The sequence below is a fragment of the Intestinibaculum porci genome (assembly GCF_003925875.1).
Taxonomy (GTDB): Bacteria; Bacillota_I; Bacilli_A; order Erysipelotrichales; family Coprobacillaceae; genus Intestinibaculum; species Intestinibaculum porci.
Genome location: NZ_AP019309.1, coordinates 1,462,503 through 1,476,844, shown reverse-complemented (window position 1 = coordinate 1,476,844; position 14,342 = coordinate 1,462,503). Strand labels below are relative to the sequence as shown.

Sequence of the window (14,342 nt, the reverse complement as noted above, 5' to 3'; positions counted from 1 at the left end):
CTACGTTTTATTCTAACGCAAAAAGGGCTTTTGATAAAGCCCAAAAAACAAAAACAAACGACTGTCTAAGCACTTTTAAAGATTGCAAGCAGTTCTGGAATATCAAATTGCGCTACCAGATCATCTGCCTTAAGTTGCTTAATGGCTAAGGCCAGTTTTTTGCTTTCTGCCATTTTCCCGTGCCGATACATCATATTGACGAGATGAATATAAGGTTTGAGACTTTGGAAGCTTTCATGAGCGAGCTGATCTAATACTTTTTTCTGATAATCAGGATCGTATAAAAAAATCATCAGCGCCGCCAGATCCATCAGTTCGTCTTGTTTTGAAAAATTAAAATCATGACATAACTGTACCACGGCAGTAAAAAAATCCCAGACCAGAGGTAATTCATGATCCGCTAAATCATAAGGATCCAGCCACTCCAGCAGCAGATCCATCGGCTCAAGATCATCCACTTCCCAGAAAATATCATCCAGATCTGAGCAGTCATTATAGACTTTGATGCCATCAACGCTTTTTAACCATTGGATGATATCTGCTAGCAAGCAGTCCTGATCGTAGGAAGACACATCATCCATAAAGATAAGCAGCTGCAGCGGATCGGGTAATTCTACAGGATCATAATAAGTCTGAATCATCCGATTGATGAGAAAAGAAAAAATTTCGTCTTCAAGCACCGTATTGATCTGACACAGCAGCTCTTTTTTATCTTCATATATATTCTGAAGATATTTAATCAGAAGATTGCTGTCATACTTTTTTTCATACATCACCTGGAGTTTTTCTACAGTTAAATGAATATCAGCAGCCGCTAAAATCGCCAAAAGATCCTTAACTTCAAGCTCGTCTAACAGATCTAAAAAATCTGTCTCACATTTTTGTTCATGCGCCTGCTCTAAGCGATAATATTTATCCATAAACGCCTCCAATTTCCCAAAACAAAAGCACCTCATCTGAGGTGCTGCTGACCGGCAGCGTTCTATTGTCGCCATTGCTGACTATCGTCGACGCTGTGATGCTTAACTTCCGTGTTCGGCATGGGTACGGGTGTCTCCATCACGCCATCGCTACCGGATCTCAGGATCTCCCCTGAAAACCGCACACAATCTCTTCTCTGGTCAAGTCCTCGGCCTATTAGTGCCGGTCCGCTGAACATGTCGCCATGCTTTCACTCCCGGTCTATCAACCTTATCGTCTTTAAGGGGCCTTACTTGCTAAGCAACGGGAGGTCTCATCTTGGAGGGGGCTTCACGCTTAGATGCCTTCAGCGCTTATCCCTTCCGGACTTGGCTACCCAGCTGTGCCACTGGCGTGACAACTGGTCCACCATCGGTCCGTCCACCCCGGTCCTCTCGTACTGAGGGCAGCTCTCCTCAGACCTCCTGCGCCCACGACAGATAGGGACCGAACTGTCTCACGACGTTCTGAACCCAGCTCGCGTACCGCTTTAATGGGCGAACAGCCCAACCCTTGGAACCGACTTCAGCTCCAGGATGCGATGAGCCGACATCGAGGTGCCAAACCTCCCCGTCGATGTGAACTCTTGGGGGAGATCAGCCTGTTATCCCCAGGGTAGCTTTTATCCGTTGAGCGACGGCCCTTCCATGCGGTACCGCCGGATCACTAAGCCCGACTTTCGTCCCTGCTCGACCTGTTTGTCTCGCAGTCAGACACCCTTATGCCTTTGCGCTCGATGCGTGGTTTCCATCCACGCTGAGGGTATCTTTGGGCGCCTCCGTTACTCTTTGGGAGGCGACCGCCCCAGTCAAACTGCCCGGCTGACACTGTCCCGTACGCGGCTTACGCGTCCCGGTTAGAACCTAAGTGCACGAGGGGTGGTATCCCAACAGCGGCTCCTCGGATCCTGGCGAACCCGTCTCGCAGCCTCCCACCTATCCTGTACGTCATGCACCCAGGCCCAATGTCGGCCTGCAGTGAAGCTCCATGGGGTCTTTCCGTCTAGTCGCGGGCAACCTGCATCTTCACAGGTACTAAGACTTCACCGAGTCTGCAGCCGAGACAGCGCCCAAATCGTTACGCCTTTCGTGCGGGTCAGAACTTACCTGACAAGGAATTTCGCTACCTTAGGACCGTTATAGTTACGGCCGCCGTTTACTGGGGCTTCGTATCATGGCTTCGCTTTCGCTGACCACTCCTCTTGACCTTCCAGCACCGGGCAGGCGTCACCCCCTATACTTCGGCTTGCGCCTTCGCAGAGAGCTGTGTTTTTGGTAAACAGTCGCTTGGGCCATTTTTCTGCGGCTCCGAAGAGCACCCCTTCTCCCTAAGTTACGGGGTCATTTTGCAGAGTTCCTTAGCTGCAGTTCTCTCGCTCACCTTGGGATTCTCTCCCTGCCCATGTGTGTCCATTTTCGGTACGGGCCTTCAGAAATTTGTGCTAGAAGCTTTTCCTGGAAGTCTGCTTCACGCTTTTCCGTACTTGCCGCAGCTTTCCGTATGCGTCACGCCTTCGCCTTCTGTGATGCGCATTTCACTGCATCACGGCTACTTCGCTTGCCCCGGCTCTTCCGTCCGCCGGTTGCGCTAGCCTTCTCCGTCACTCCATCGCTCCCTGAAGGGTACAGGAATCTCCGCCTGTCTTCCATCGGATACGCCTTTCGGCCTCTCCTTAGGTCCCGACTCTCCCAGAGCGGACGAACCTTCCTCTGGAGACCTTGGGCCATCGGTGTGCGGGATTCTCACCCGCATCTCGCTACTCACGCCGGCATTCTCTCTTCCATCCGCTCCTCGGGCCCTTTCGGTCCCGCTTCTCCGCCGGATGGAACGCTCCCCTACCATATTTTCATATCCATAGCTTCGGTGTCATGCTTAGCCCCGGTAAATTATCGGCGCAGGGTCATTCGACTAGTGAGCTGTTACGCACTCTTTGAAGGATGGCTGCTTCTGAGCCAACCTCCTAGTTGTCTCCACGTCCCCACTTCCTTTTCCACTTGGCATGCACTTTGGGACCTTAGCTGATGGTCTGGGCTGTTTCCCTCTTGTCCGCGGACCTTATCACCCGCAGACTGACTGCCGCGACTGGACGTGCGACATTCGGAGTTTGATTATGCTCAGTACCTCGGGATGAGGCCATCGCATATTCAGTGCTCTACCTTCGCATGCCGTCTCGCGACGCTAGCCCTAAAGCTATTTCGGGGAGAACCAGCTATCTCCGGGTTCGTTTGGAATTTCACCCCTAGCCACAGATCATCCGCCAACGTTTCAACGGGGGTCGGTTCGGTCCTCCATCGGGTCTCACCCCGACTTCAACCTGTCCATGGCTAGATCACCCGGTTTCGGGTCTGCTCCTCCAGACTCTCGCCCTATTAAGACTCGCTTTCGCTTCGGCTCCGCATATCCTGCTTAGCCTCGCCTGGAAAAGCAACTCGCCGGCTCATTCTACAAAAGGCACGCCATCACCCTTTGACGGGCTCTGACTTCTTGTAGGCATATGGTTTCTGGTTCTCTTTCACTCCCCTCCCGGGGTTCTTTTCACCTTTCCCTCACGGTACTGGTTCGCTATCGGTCACACAGGAGTCTTTAGCCTTTCGGGATGGTCCCCGATGCTTCCGACAGGATTTCTCGTGTCCCGCCGTACTCAGGATCTCCGCCCGCTAAGCCTCGGTTTCGCCTACGGGTCTCTCACCCTCTCTGGATGTCCTTCCCATGACATTCGGCTGCCAAGGCCTTCGCTTTGTGCGGGTCCTTCTACCCCATCATATGATGGTTTGGGCTCCTCCGCTTTCGCTCGCCGCTACTTACGGAATCTCGTTTGATTTCTTTTCCTGCAGGTACTTAGATGTTTCAGTTCCCTGCGTCTCGCCTCTCTCCAGCTATGTATTCGCTGAAGGATGCATGAGTCTTGCTCATGCGGGTTTCCCCATTCGGACATCACCGGATCTTCGCCTGCTTACGGCTCCCCGATGCATTTCGGTGTTTGCTCCGTCCTTCTTCGCCTCTGTGTGCCCAGGCTTCCGCCATACGCCCTTTCTTTCTTGACCTGAAAGTTGATATGAATAAGCTTGAGTTTACTGACTGTTATTCTTGATCTAACTGTTTCTCTTGTTTATCTTAGCTTTTGCCCACTATACCAGATTCTAGACCTTTGATGTTTCTCTGATCTTATCCTTATATAGTGTTTGCAGGAAGTCTTACTAATTTGAATTAATAAGTCTTCTCTTTGCTTTTGATTGTATGCGGTTTTCAAGGGTCTTCCTTCTCTGCAAAGCAGAGAAAACCGAAAAGAAACACTCATTTCTCCCTAGAAAGGAGGTGATCCATCCCCACGTTCCCGTAGGGATACCTTGTTACGACTTCACCCCAATCATCGGCCCCACCTTAGACAGCTCTCTCCTTGCGGTTGAGCCACCGGCTTCGGGTGTTGCTGACTCTCATGGTGTGACGGGCGGTGTGTACAAGGCCCGAGAACGTATTCACCGCGGCATGCTGATCCGCGATTACTAGCGATTCCAGCTTCGTGCAGTCGAGTTGCAGACTGCAGTCCGAACTGAGAACGGGTTTCTGGGCTCTGCTCAACCTCGCGGTCTCGCTTCCCTCTGCTCCGTCCATTGTAGCACGTGTGTGGCCCAGGTCATAAGGGGCATGATGATTTGACGTCATCCCCGCCTTCCTCCTCCTTGCAGAGGCAGTCTCGCCAGAGTCCCCAACTCAATGCTGGCAACTGGCGACAGGGGTTGCGCTCGTTGCGGGACTTAACCCAACATCTCACGACACGAGCTGACGACAACCATGCACCACCTGTCTTCTCTATAGCTATGAGGAGATCTCTCTCCCTTTTAGATCGATGTCAAGACCTGGTAAGGTTCTTCGCGTTGCTTCGAATTAAACCACATGCTCCACCGCTTGTGCGGGCCCCCGTCAATTCCTTTGAGTTTCATTCTTGCGAACGTACTACTCAGGCGCGATACTTATTGCGTTGACTGCAGCACCGGGATCTGACTCCCGACACTTAGTATCGATCGTTTACGGCGTGGACTACTAGGGTATCTAATCCTATTTGCTCCCCACGCTTTCGGGACTGAGCGTCAGTTGCGGACCAGACCGTCGCCTTCGCCACTGGTGTTCCTCCATATATCTACGCATTTCACCGCTACACATGGAATTCCACGATCCTCTTCCGCACTCCAGTGATCCGGTTTCCGGGGCTTCCCGAAGTTTAGCTTCGGGCTTTCACCTCCAGACCTGTATCACCGCCTGCTCCCTCTTTACGCCCAATGATTCCGGATAACGCTCGCCACCTACGTATTACCGCGGCTGCTGGCACGTAGTTAGCCGTGGCTTTCTATGTTCGGTACCGTCACTCGCATGGCATTTCCTCCATCCGACGTTCTTCCCGTACAACAGAACTTTACGACCCGAAGGCCTTCTTCGTTCACGCGGCGTTGCTCGGTCAGGGTTTCCCCCATTGCCGAAAATTCCCTACTGCTGCCTCCCGTAGGAGTCTGGGCCGTGTCTCAGTCCCAGTGTGGCCGTCCGCCCTCTCAGGCCGGCTAAGTATCGTCGCCTTGGTGGGCCGTTGCCCCGCCAACTAGCTAATACTGCATAGGTCCATCCCCCCGCTGACCATCCGGTCATTTAGCGCATCCAGGATGCCCTGAATGCGTCTATGCGGTCTTAGCAGCCGTTTCCAGCTGTTGTCCCCCTCGGAGGGGCAGGTTACCTATGTTCTCCTCACCCGTTCGCCACTGAGCACCAAGGTGCTCCGTTCGACTTGCATGTATTAGGCACGCCGCCAGCGTTCATCCTGAGCCAGGATCAAACTCTCCATTGTTTATGAATGGAGCTTTGAATAAGCTCTTGAAATTACTTCTGACTATTTGTTTTCGGTGTTTTGTTCACCGCTCAAAAATGAGTTCTTTGACGTGTTTCTTTTCAGTTTTCAATGTTCTGCATTGCGCTCCTTTCCGGAGTGCTCGCTTATCTTACCGCACCAGTCAAACAAATGCAAGAGGTTTTTTCACTTTTTTAGAAAGTTTTCTTTGCATAATACAAATTATTCCCTGTTGATCGTTATAATTGAAGATAAAAAAATAGAGAGTTTTTTCTCTCTATCCTTTTAAGCCGCGGGCCTGGCGATCCATATCTTCAATAACGATATCGTAAATTTCTCCAAGCGTACGGCAGTATTTTAAGACATCCCAAGGTTCATTCGTATGATAATGAATCTTAATCAGATCTTCATCACCAACTGCCAATAAGCAGTCTCCTTTAAAATGTTCAACGAAGTAATCATTGATTTCATCTTCATCAAGATCTTCACCATCAATTAATAACTGTGTATCATATCTGTATTCAATTGTCTGTTCTGGCATGCATTACACCTCCCGCTTTGTATTATAACATAATCTTTTCTAAATTCTATTCATTTGATTATCAAAGCTGAAACTCTTCACAAAGCGCCTCATAACGCGCCTGCTCTTTGGCTTTCACGGGTTTATCTAAATCTTTAAAAACATGATCCATCACATCGGCATCTTTTAAAACTTCATCAAAAGCGGAATCTTTGCGATCTTTGTCATCATGATGAGCAATCGCCTCGACAATCAGTTTGGTCTCTTCGCTATTTGTGAGCTGATGCTGCTTTAAAATCTCCTTCGCTATATTCGCCCCTTTATGGGCATGATCCTCATAGCTGCCGGTTTTATAAGCTGCGATATCATGTAACATGCCCGCCATCGCTAATAGTTCGCTGTTTTCCCCGCGATGACGCGCGATAATTGTCGCCTGCAGACTGACGCCATATAAATGGGCCATCGCCGCGGTCTTTTTAGTGGGATCCATCTCTTTAAGTTCTTCCTCAATAATGCCTTTTAATGTTTTGAGTCTTCCCATATTTTCACCTTCTTTATCTTAAGTATAAGGCAAAAAGAAAAGATGTGATCAAAAATCACACCTTAGTCTAAAAATACTGTATTCTCTAACATGACGCCACAGCCTTCAGCGACACAGTCAAGTGGTTTATCCGCTACGAAGACTGGTACTTTTAAGCCCTGTTCCATGAACTTATCTAAGTTATGAAGCAGTGCGCCCCCGCCAGTTAAGAAGACACCTTTATTAACGATGTCGGCAGATAATTCTGGTGGTGTCTGCTCTAACACCTGCTTAGCACTCGCTAAGATGGTTTCACAGATTTCGTGTAAAGCTTCTTCAACTTCCGCTTCAGAAACCTGGATCGTCTTTGGTAACCCAGTCACTAAGTCACGCCCGCGGACATCAACTTTCTTATCAGGATCACCATCATAAGCACAGCCGATTTCCATCTTGACATGCTCAGCCGTAGAGTCCCCAATTAATAACTTGTATTTATCCTTAACGTATTTTACGATTTCCGCATCCATCTTATCGCCAGCCGTTTTTAACGACTGTGATGTTACGATATCACCTAAAGAAAGCACCGCCACGTCAGTGGTCCCCCCACCGATATCGACAACCATGTTGCCAGAAGGTTTAGAAATATCTAAGCCAGCTCCTACAGCTGCCACCTTTGGTTCTTCTTCAATGTACACACGTTTCGCTCCGCATCTTAAGGCGACGTCCTGGATCGCGCTTCGTTCAATCGAAGTAATATTACTTGGACAGCAGATTAAGATAACTGGACGAGCAAATAAACCTTTTAAGTTTAATTTATTAATGAAATGGGTAATCAGAACTTCTGTAACCTGGAAGTCTGCGATGACACCATCCTTTAACGGACGGATCGTCTTCAGGTTTCCTGGCGTTTTCCCAAGCATTTCTCTTGCTTCTTCGCCGACAGCCACAGGTCTGTTTGTATCAGTATTAATAGTAACGACTGATGGTTCGTTTACGACAATCCCTTTTCCTTTTTCGTAAATCAGGATATTCGCAGTTCCTAAGTCGATACCGATTTCTTTCGATAATGGCATGTATTTTCACCTCAGTATTTTCTCTCATTAAATTCAATGACTAATATAACCAAAACAATCGACGAAATCAATATCAAAATGCAAAAAAACATAAAAAGACATGTGGGGATTTTCTTCTGACATGATCGCATGAACTATGAGCATTAACTTTAACCGCCCTTACTTTTTGAAATCTCTCAGGTCAGCCCTCCACTTCAAATGACGGTTAGTGCGACGTATCCCACATGTCTTTTACTGATTACATTGTAACCGTTTGCACTTAAAAAATCAACCCCTAAAAGCAAAAAAATAGGCTTTCACCTATTTTTTCTGTGTAAAGACAATTTGACCATCACAAATCGTATATTTCACCCGTCCTAAAACTTTTGTCCCGACAAATGGTGAATTCTTTGACTTGCCATAAAAATCATCTAAAGTAATGGTCCATTCTTCTTTGGGATCAAAGATGACCAGATCAGCCGCCTTGCCAAGTGTTAAAGTGCCGGCATCCATCTTATAATAGCGTGCTGGGTTAATGGTCATCTTCTCTAATAACGCCGAAATCGTCATATAGCCTGTTTTAACCAATGCGGTCATGGCAATCGCTAAGGATGTTTCCAAACCAATCATCCCGGAAGGTGCCCCGTTTTTAATACCTTTATCTTTTTCATATTCAGCATGCGGCGCATGATCGGTGACGATCATATCAATTGTGCCATCACATAAGCCGGCAATCAGCTTCTGGCGATCTTCCTCCGTGCGCAGCGGCGGATTGACTTTCGCTAAAGCCCCCTTCTTTAAGACCGCTTCTTCGGTTAAGAAGAGATGCTGCGGGGTGACTTCGCCCCAGACATCAGCGCCTAAACTTTTCATAAAGCGAATAATATCGACCGCTGTGCCAGATGATAAATGCTGGATATCAATACGGCAGTGCGTTTCTTTCGCAAAAAGACTATCGCGCGCCGTTAAGGTTTCCTCCGCTAAATGCGTCGCTCCTTTAAGGCCTAAAGCATCGGCAACTTTGCCAGCGTTCACACCCGCAAAATCCATCAGTTCACGATCTTCTTCATGTAATGAGATGGGCATATCTAAAGCCTGCGCTACTTTCATTGCTTCTAACATCACCCGTTCATTTTGAATAGCAACGCCATCATCAGTAAAGCCGATCGCCCCAGCTTCCTTTAAAGCCGCTAAATCAGCTAATTCTTTCCCCTGCATGCCTTTTGTGACCGTGGCACACTGATAGACATGAATCGGTAATGCTTGGCTACGCTTTAAAATATCTTTGAGCGTCGCCACATTGTCGACAACCGGGCTGGTATTAGCCATGCAGACCACGCTGGTAAAGCCGCCAGCTTTGGCCGCGTTCGCGCCGGTTTCTAAATCTTCCTTATAAGTTAAGCCAGGATCACGGAAATGAACATGGTTATCAATGAGACCAGGTGCCACAATGTAATCCTTGGCCTCAATCACCTGCATGTCCTTCGTTGCTGGAATCTCTTTTTCAATAGCGGTAATCTTCCCGTCATCGATTAACACATCGGCGATTTCATCGCGCTTGTTAGCGGGATCGATGACGCGTCCTTTTTTAATGAGTAACATGTTTTTTCACCTCGCCTTCATGATACCAAAAAAATAGGAATTCCACTAGGGGAATTCCTATTACTTGACATGATATTTACCAAGGAAGGCTTTGGTACGTTCATTGGTCGAGCTAAACATCTTTTCCGGGCTGGTTTCTTCCACAATCACGCCCTGATCCATAAAGACAATGCGGGTTGATACATCACGGGCAAAAGTCATTTCATGGGTGACGATCACCATGGTCATCTTTTCCGCTGCTAATTCCTTAATAACCTTCAGAATTTCTAAAGTTAACTCAGGATCTAAAGCACTGGTTGGTTCATCAAAGAATAAAATCTTTGGCTTAAGGGCTAAGGCGCGGGCAATCGACACCCGCTGCTGCTGGCCGCCGGATAACTGGGAAGGATAAGCTTTTTCCTTATCACTTAACCCCATCTTAGATAACAGTTCACGCGCCTGCGCATATACTTCTTCTTTATTTCGTTTCTGGATGCGAATCGGCGCATCAGTAATATTTTCTAAAACATTGAAATGCGGGAATAAATTGAAGTTCTGGAAGACTAAGCCAAAGTTTGACATTGCCTGATGCAGTGCTTTTTTATCAGCGTAAACGGCCTGACCGTTTTGCGATGTGACATAGGGATGACCTAAATACGATAAAGAACCATCATCCATTGTTTCTAAGAACGTCGCAATACGTAATAACGTTGATTTTCCAGATCCTGAAGGCCCAATGATAGAGACAACTTCCCCTTCATCGACTTTAAAGCTAATATCTTTGAGGACGTCATTTTGACCAAAACTCTTTTTAATATGTGATAAATCTAAAATATTCATAAACGTCCCTCCTAATCATAATAACTCATGCGTTTTTCGCAGTAATCCATTAATGCCGCCACGATAAAGTTGAAGACATAGTAGAAGATCGCCGCCGCCACAAATGGCATCATCGAACGTTCATTGGCAGCTAAAGCTTTAGCCTGCGTAAACATTTCTGCATAAGCGATGGAGAATGCTAATGACGTATCTTTGACTAAGGTAATGACTTCGTTTGTAATTGATGGCAAGATGCGTTTCCATACCTGCGGCATAATGATAATAAAGAAAGTCTGAACACTGTTATAGCCAAGCACGCGAGCAGCTTCATACTGTCCTTTAGGCATTGACGCAATGCCGGAACGATAGATTTCCGCAAAATAAGCTGCGTAGTTTAAGACGAAGGCAATGATCACGGCAATCCCGCGATAAGCACTCGTCACATCAACGCCAAACATATAGTAAGGGCCAAAGTAAACGACTAATAACTGTAACATCAGTGGTGTTCCACGCATGATTGAAATATAAACTTTCACAATATTACGTAAAAGACCATTTTTCGACATACGACCTAAAGCGATCACTAAACCTAATGGTAAAGAGAATAACAATGTTAAAATAAAGATCTGGAGGGTTGTTAACATCCCGCTGCCTAAATCTTTTAAATCTGATAATAAAGAAGATGTCGCAGCCGTTTTCTCGGCTTCGCCTTCCCCGCTATCACCAAACCATTTCTTTTCTAAAGAGGCAAACGTGCCATCTTTGATCATCGCATCCATCTGTTTCTGAACTTTGTCGCGTAAAGCAGTGTTGCCTTTTTTGAAACCGATGGCGTATTTTTCCGAAGATAAGGTCTGTTTTAAAATACGATACGTATCCGTCTTATCCTTGATCTGGAATTTGGCGACGAATTCATCCATACATAAAGCATCGACCCCGCCGCTGGTTAAATCCATTAACCCAGTGTTATAGTCAGAAACTTTTAATAACTGTTTAAAACTGCTTGTGAGGGCCTTATGTTTGGCACTGTTTAAAGCACTTTCGGTAGAAGATTCCTTCTGGCAAGAGACAATTTTGCCTTTTAAATCCTTTAATGACTTAATGTCTGAAGCTTTCTTCACAACCACCACCTGGCGATTATTCAAATATGGTTTCGACCAGGTATACTGCTTTTCACGACCAGTCATGGTAAAACCATTCCAGATACAGTCAATGGTTCCCGAATCCAATTCCATATCTTTCGAATCCCAGTCGATCGGCTGCAGTTTAAGCTTATAACCCATACGCTTCGCCGCCTCACGGGCTAAGTCAATATCAAAACCAACATATTTTCCCTTATTGACATAGCCAAATGGCGGGAAGTTTTGATCAAAGCCTACCGTTAACGTCTTTTTCCCTTGGGCATGACTGCTAGGAATCAGCCCAATACAGGATAAAGCCACGATCAAACAGAGGCTTAATTTCATAAATCGTTTCACATCCGATTCCCCCTTTGTAAACATAGTGCTATCTTACCATATTCCCCGCTAAAAGGAAATCATCTCTCATTATTTTGATAATTTATGTCGGTTAAAGCGATATTATATATCCCCCATTTCTCTTTAGACAAAATAAAAAAGTGGACTTACATCCACTATAATTTCTTAGCATAGTTAAGAGAAACATATGAGCTCTTGCCGCGATAAGTAATTTTACCCCATTTGACGTTTTTCACTGACTTAACATAGATGCGTTTGCCTTTTGATAAGTAACCCACGACCCGTCCTTTATTGCTGGCTTTGGCGCGCACGCTCATCGTCATTTTTAATTTATAAGCGCCGCGTTTAAACTTCGCTTTCTTCTTACTTGTCACCTTGGTATTTGTCACCGGCGCACTGCTTTGTGTCTGCTCACTTGTCGTTGGATCAGTTGCGGCTGGGGCCTCAATAGTTCCAGCTGCATTTTGCCCATTCGCATAGGACGCAAAATAGGTATCACGCGCCATGGCAGCCCGCTTAGTTGAACGGCTTTCCTTATTTTTTGGCCGCTCATAGTAATAACAGAAACGATAGCCGGCATTATAAGCCCCATCGCTCGTATTGTCACAGCCAATCAGCTGATTATAAGCCGTTTTCTCACTGCTTTGCAGCTCGTAGTACATATAAGCAAGCTGAGTCGATGTGGTATTGACATCCATGCCATGTTCACTCGCATAACTATAAAGGGCTGCTTTACGATTACCGGTCCACTGCATGAGGCCAAAACTGCCGCCGCGATCTTCTGCATTGACAATAAAGTCTGATTCGGCGCGAATACTCGCCATAATACCGCTTGCCTGCGCACTAGAAAAGCCATAAGTCCCGGTCAACAGATTGTACACCTCATCTTCACTAACGCTTAATGCTTTGACGTGCCATGGTTTCAATGACAATGCTGTGATACATAAGACCATTGTCAGTAAAGATACGATAAATTTCATCTGTTTTTTCTTCATAGTGAGCCCTCTTTCTATTAAAATTATACTTCTATGATAATAAATTCTTTTGTTTTCGTCAATTTTAAATTTGTTATATTCGTAAAGAGTCTCACTCACTTAAGGTTGATTTAAGGTTCTTTAAATTCCTAAAATAAATATCGTTAAATCAAATGCAGAGAGCGCATCAGATAAATCCAGAAGGTTAATGTAAAGGAGCTTAAGACTGTCGTTAAAACAACCGTATTACTCGTTAAGACGCCTTCATGATGCATCGATTTGGCCATGACAAAGCAGGAAACGGTCGTCGCTGAACCAAGCATAATCAATATCGCCACAAGCTTTGCATCTCTAAAGCCTAAGGCGATCGCTAAAGGCAAAAACAGACATTCTAAGCCAATAAGCTTGAAAAAGGCTGCGATGATAGCATTCTTTAACTGCCCGCCGACTTTCTTAAAGTCAATGCTTGCCCCCATCGCCAGTAAGCCAAGCGGCGTCGCCGTCTGGCCGACGCGGCTTAAGAAGTTATCATAAAACTGCGGCATTGGTAAATGCAGTAAGCTCCAAAGTAAACCAGCGATAATGCCAATAATAATCGGATTTGTACAAATCCCTTTTAAAGTTTTCTTAAGTGTTTCCTGATCCAAACGGGCATTTTCAGGATCCGTTAAGGATAAGACAACGACCGCCATAATGTTATAAAGCGGGACCGCACCGATAATCATTAATGGCCCCATCGCGGAAGAGCCATAAATATTCGCAATATAAGCCATTCCTAAAATAGCCGCCGAAGAGCGGTAAGAAGCCTGAATAAACTCCCCGCGCAGCGCTCTTTCTTTTATGAATAGAGATAATAAGGAGACAAGCAAAATAGAACATAAGGTCGCAAAAGAGCAGAATAAAACAAACTTAGTATCCCAAGCTTTCACAAAGTTTGTGGTGCCAAGCTGCTCATAAAGCAGGACTGGTAATGGAATACGGAAAACAAAAGTATTCATTTTCTTCGCAAAATCATCATCAATCCAGCCAATGGCATGTAAAAAATACCCTAAGACCATCAGTAAGAAGACGGGCACCGTCGCATTTAAACTAAATATCAGATTTGACATCAAATCACCCTTTCCCTGTTGTGTCTTATTCTACTTCTATTATTTTCATTTCTCAACTAAAAAAAAGACCATAGCAACTGCTATGATCTTCATCATTAACCATTTAAACGTTTAAGCGTATCCGCTAATACTTTCTTACCATTCATCATCCCATAGTCTTTCATATCGATGACTTCTACTGGTTTATCAGGGAATAAGCCTCTGATTTTCTTTAATTCAAAACGAACCTGTGGGCCTAATAAGATAATATCTGCATCGCCGCCAACTTTTGTCACTTCAGCTTCTGGGTAAGCTGCGATATCCGCTTCGATCCCCTGTTCAGTCGCTGCTTTCTGCATTTTATTGACGAGTAAGCTGGTAGACATCCCTGCTGAACAAATTAATACGATTTTCATAAATAAACATCCTCCTCTATTTTCGACGTTTGCTTTTCGCAAATTCCTTCTTCTCTATAGCTTTATTATAGCACTTACATTTTGTTTTGGAAATATAAAT

Annotated in this window: 10 protein-coding genes and 3 rRNA genes; all 13 read right to left on the bottom strand. The window is 45.9% G+C overall.

All coding sequences use genetic code 11. The features are described 5' to 3' along the window. Nucleotides 1–65: 65 nt before the first annotated feature. The 13 genes from SG0102_RS07050 to SG0102_RS06990 all read right to left on the bottom strand — a co-directional run bounded on the left by SG0102_RS07050 (nt 66) and on the right by SG0102_RS06990 (nt 14,242). Nucleotides 66–920: a hypothetical protein gene (locus SG0102_RS07050; RefSeq protein WP_125119291.1), complete on the bottom strand. Its 855-nt coding sequence runs from the start codon at nt 918–920 to the stop codon at nt 66–68. Nucleotides 921–969: 49 nt separating this feature from the next. After that, nucleotides 970–1,078 (bottom strand): 5S ribosomal RNA (gene rrf / locus SG0102_RS07045). Nucleotides 1,079–1,117: 39 nt separating this feature from the next. After that, nucleotides 1,118–4,004: ribosomal RNA gene (locus SG0102_RS07040) — 23S ribosomal RNA — on the bottom strand. Nucleotides 4,005–4,268: 264 nt separating this feature from the next. Beyond that, nucleotides 4,269–5,794 (bottom strand): 16S ribosomal RNA (locus tag SG0102_RS07035). The 16S, 23S and 5S rRNA genes sit together here, the layout of an rRNA operon. 277 nt (nt 5,795–6,071) lie before the next feature. Continuing rightward, nucleotides 6,072–6,335, bottom strand: a complete 264-nt coding sequence (locus SG0102_RS07030; RefSeq protein ID WP_125119290.1) for a kinase to dihydroxyacetone kinase — start codon at nt 6,333–6,335, stop codon at nt 6,072–6,074. A 61-nt stretch (nt 6,336–6,396) separates the two neighbouring features. Continuing rightward, nucleotides 6,397–6,855, bottom strand: a complete 459-nt coding sequence (locus SG0102_RS07025) for an HD domain-containing protein (protein ID WP_125119289.1) — start codon at nt 6,853–6,855, stop codon at nt 6,397–6,399. Nucleotides 6,856–6,917: 62 nt separating this feature from the next. After that, a complete protein-coding gene (gene mreB / locus SG0102_RS07020; RefSeq protein ID WP_125119288.1) occupies nt 6,918–7,907 on the bottom strand; it encodes a rod shape-determining protein in 990 nt (329 codons plus the stop codon). 300 nt (nt 7,908–8,207) lie between these two features. Further along, nucleotides 8,208–9,488 carry a dihydroorotase gene (locus SG0102_RS07015; RefSeq protein ID WP_125119287.1) on the bottom strand — a complete coding sequence of 427 codons (1,281 nt, stop codon included), beginning with the start codon at nt 9,486–9,488 and terminating at the stop codon, nt 8,208–8,210. A gap of 60 nt (nt 9,489–9,548) precedes the next feature. Next, nucleotides 9,549–10,307 (bottom strand): amino acid ABC transporter ATP-binding protein, encoded by a 759-nt coding sequence (locus SG0102_RS07010; protein ID WP_125119286.1) that lies wholly within the window; start codon nt 10,305–10,307, stop codon nt 9,549–9,551. Between the two features lie 11 nt (nt 10,308–10,318). Next, entirely contained in the window at nt 10,319–11,764 is a 1,446-nt protein-coding gene (locus tag SG0102_RS15670) for an ABC transporter permease subunit (RefSeq protein WP_231999871.1), read from the bottom strand. 155 nt (nt 11,765–11,919) lie between these two features. Continuing rightward, the gene (locus tag SG0102_RS07000; protein ID WP_125119285.1) at nt 11,920–12,759 is read right to left on the bottom strand and encodes a phage tail tip lysozyme; all 840 of its coding nucleotides are present in this window, start codon (nt 12,757–12,759) and stop codon (nt 11,920–11,922) included. 143 nt (nt 12,760–12,902) lie between these two features. Continuing rightward, nucleotides 12,903–13,847, bottom strand: a complete 945-nt coding sequence (locus tag SG0102_RS06995; RefSeq protein WP_125119284.1) for an AEC family transporter — start codon at nt 13,845–13,847, stop codon at nt 12,903–12,905. Nucleotides 13,848–13,942: 95 nt separating this feature from the next. Then, nucleotides 13,943–14,242 carry a PTS sugar transporter subunit IIB gene (locus SG0102_RS06990; protein ID WP_125119283.1) on the bottom strand — a complete coding sequence of 100 codons (300 nt, stop codon included), beginning with the start codon at nt 14,240–14,242 and terminating at the stop codon, nt 13,943–13,945. Nucleotides 14,243–14,342 lie beyond the last annotated feature (100 nt).

Bases quoted from the DNA above. Each gene is read 5' to 3' on its own strand.
- SG0102_RS07050 (WP_125119291.1), bottom strand. From the start codon at position 920: ATGGATAAATATTATCGCTTAGAGCAGGCGCATGAACAAAAATGTGAG.
- SG0102_RS07030 (WP_125119290.1), bottom strand. From the start codon at position 6,335: ATGCCAGAACAGACAATTGAATACAGATATGATACACAGTTATTAATT.
- SG0102_RS07025 (WP_125119289.1), bottom strand. From the start codon at position 6,855: ATGGGAAGACTCAAAACATTAAAAGGCATTATTGAGGAAGAACTTAAA.
- mreB (WP_125119288.1), bottom strand. From the start codon at position 7,907: ATGCCATTATCGAAAGAAATCGGTATCGACTTAGGAACTGCGAATATC.
- SG0102_RS07015 (WP_125119287.1), bottom strand. From the start codon at position 9,488: ATGTTACTCATTAAAAAAGGACGCGTCATCGATCCCGCTAACAAGCGC.
- SG0102_RS07010 (WP_125119286.1), bottom strand. From the start codon at position 10,307: ATGAATATTTTAGATTTATCACATATTAAAAAGAGTTTTGGTCAAAAT.
- SG0102_RS07000 (WP_125119285.1), bottom strand. From the start codon at position 12,759: ATGAAGAAAAAACAGATGAAATTTATCGTATCTTTACTGACAATGGTC.
- SG0102_RS06995 (WP_125119284.1), bottom strand. From the start codon at position 13,847: ATGTCAAATCTGATATTTAGTTTAAATGCGACGGTGCCCGTCTTCTTA.
- SG0102_RS06990 (WP_125119283.1), bottom strand. From the start codon at position 14,242: ATGAAAATCGTATTAATTTGTTCAGCAGGGATGTCTACCAGCTTACTC.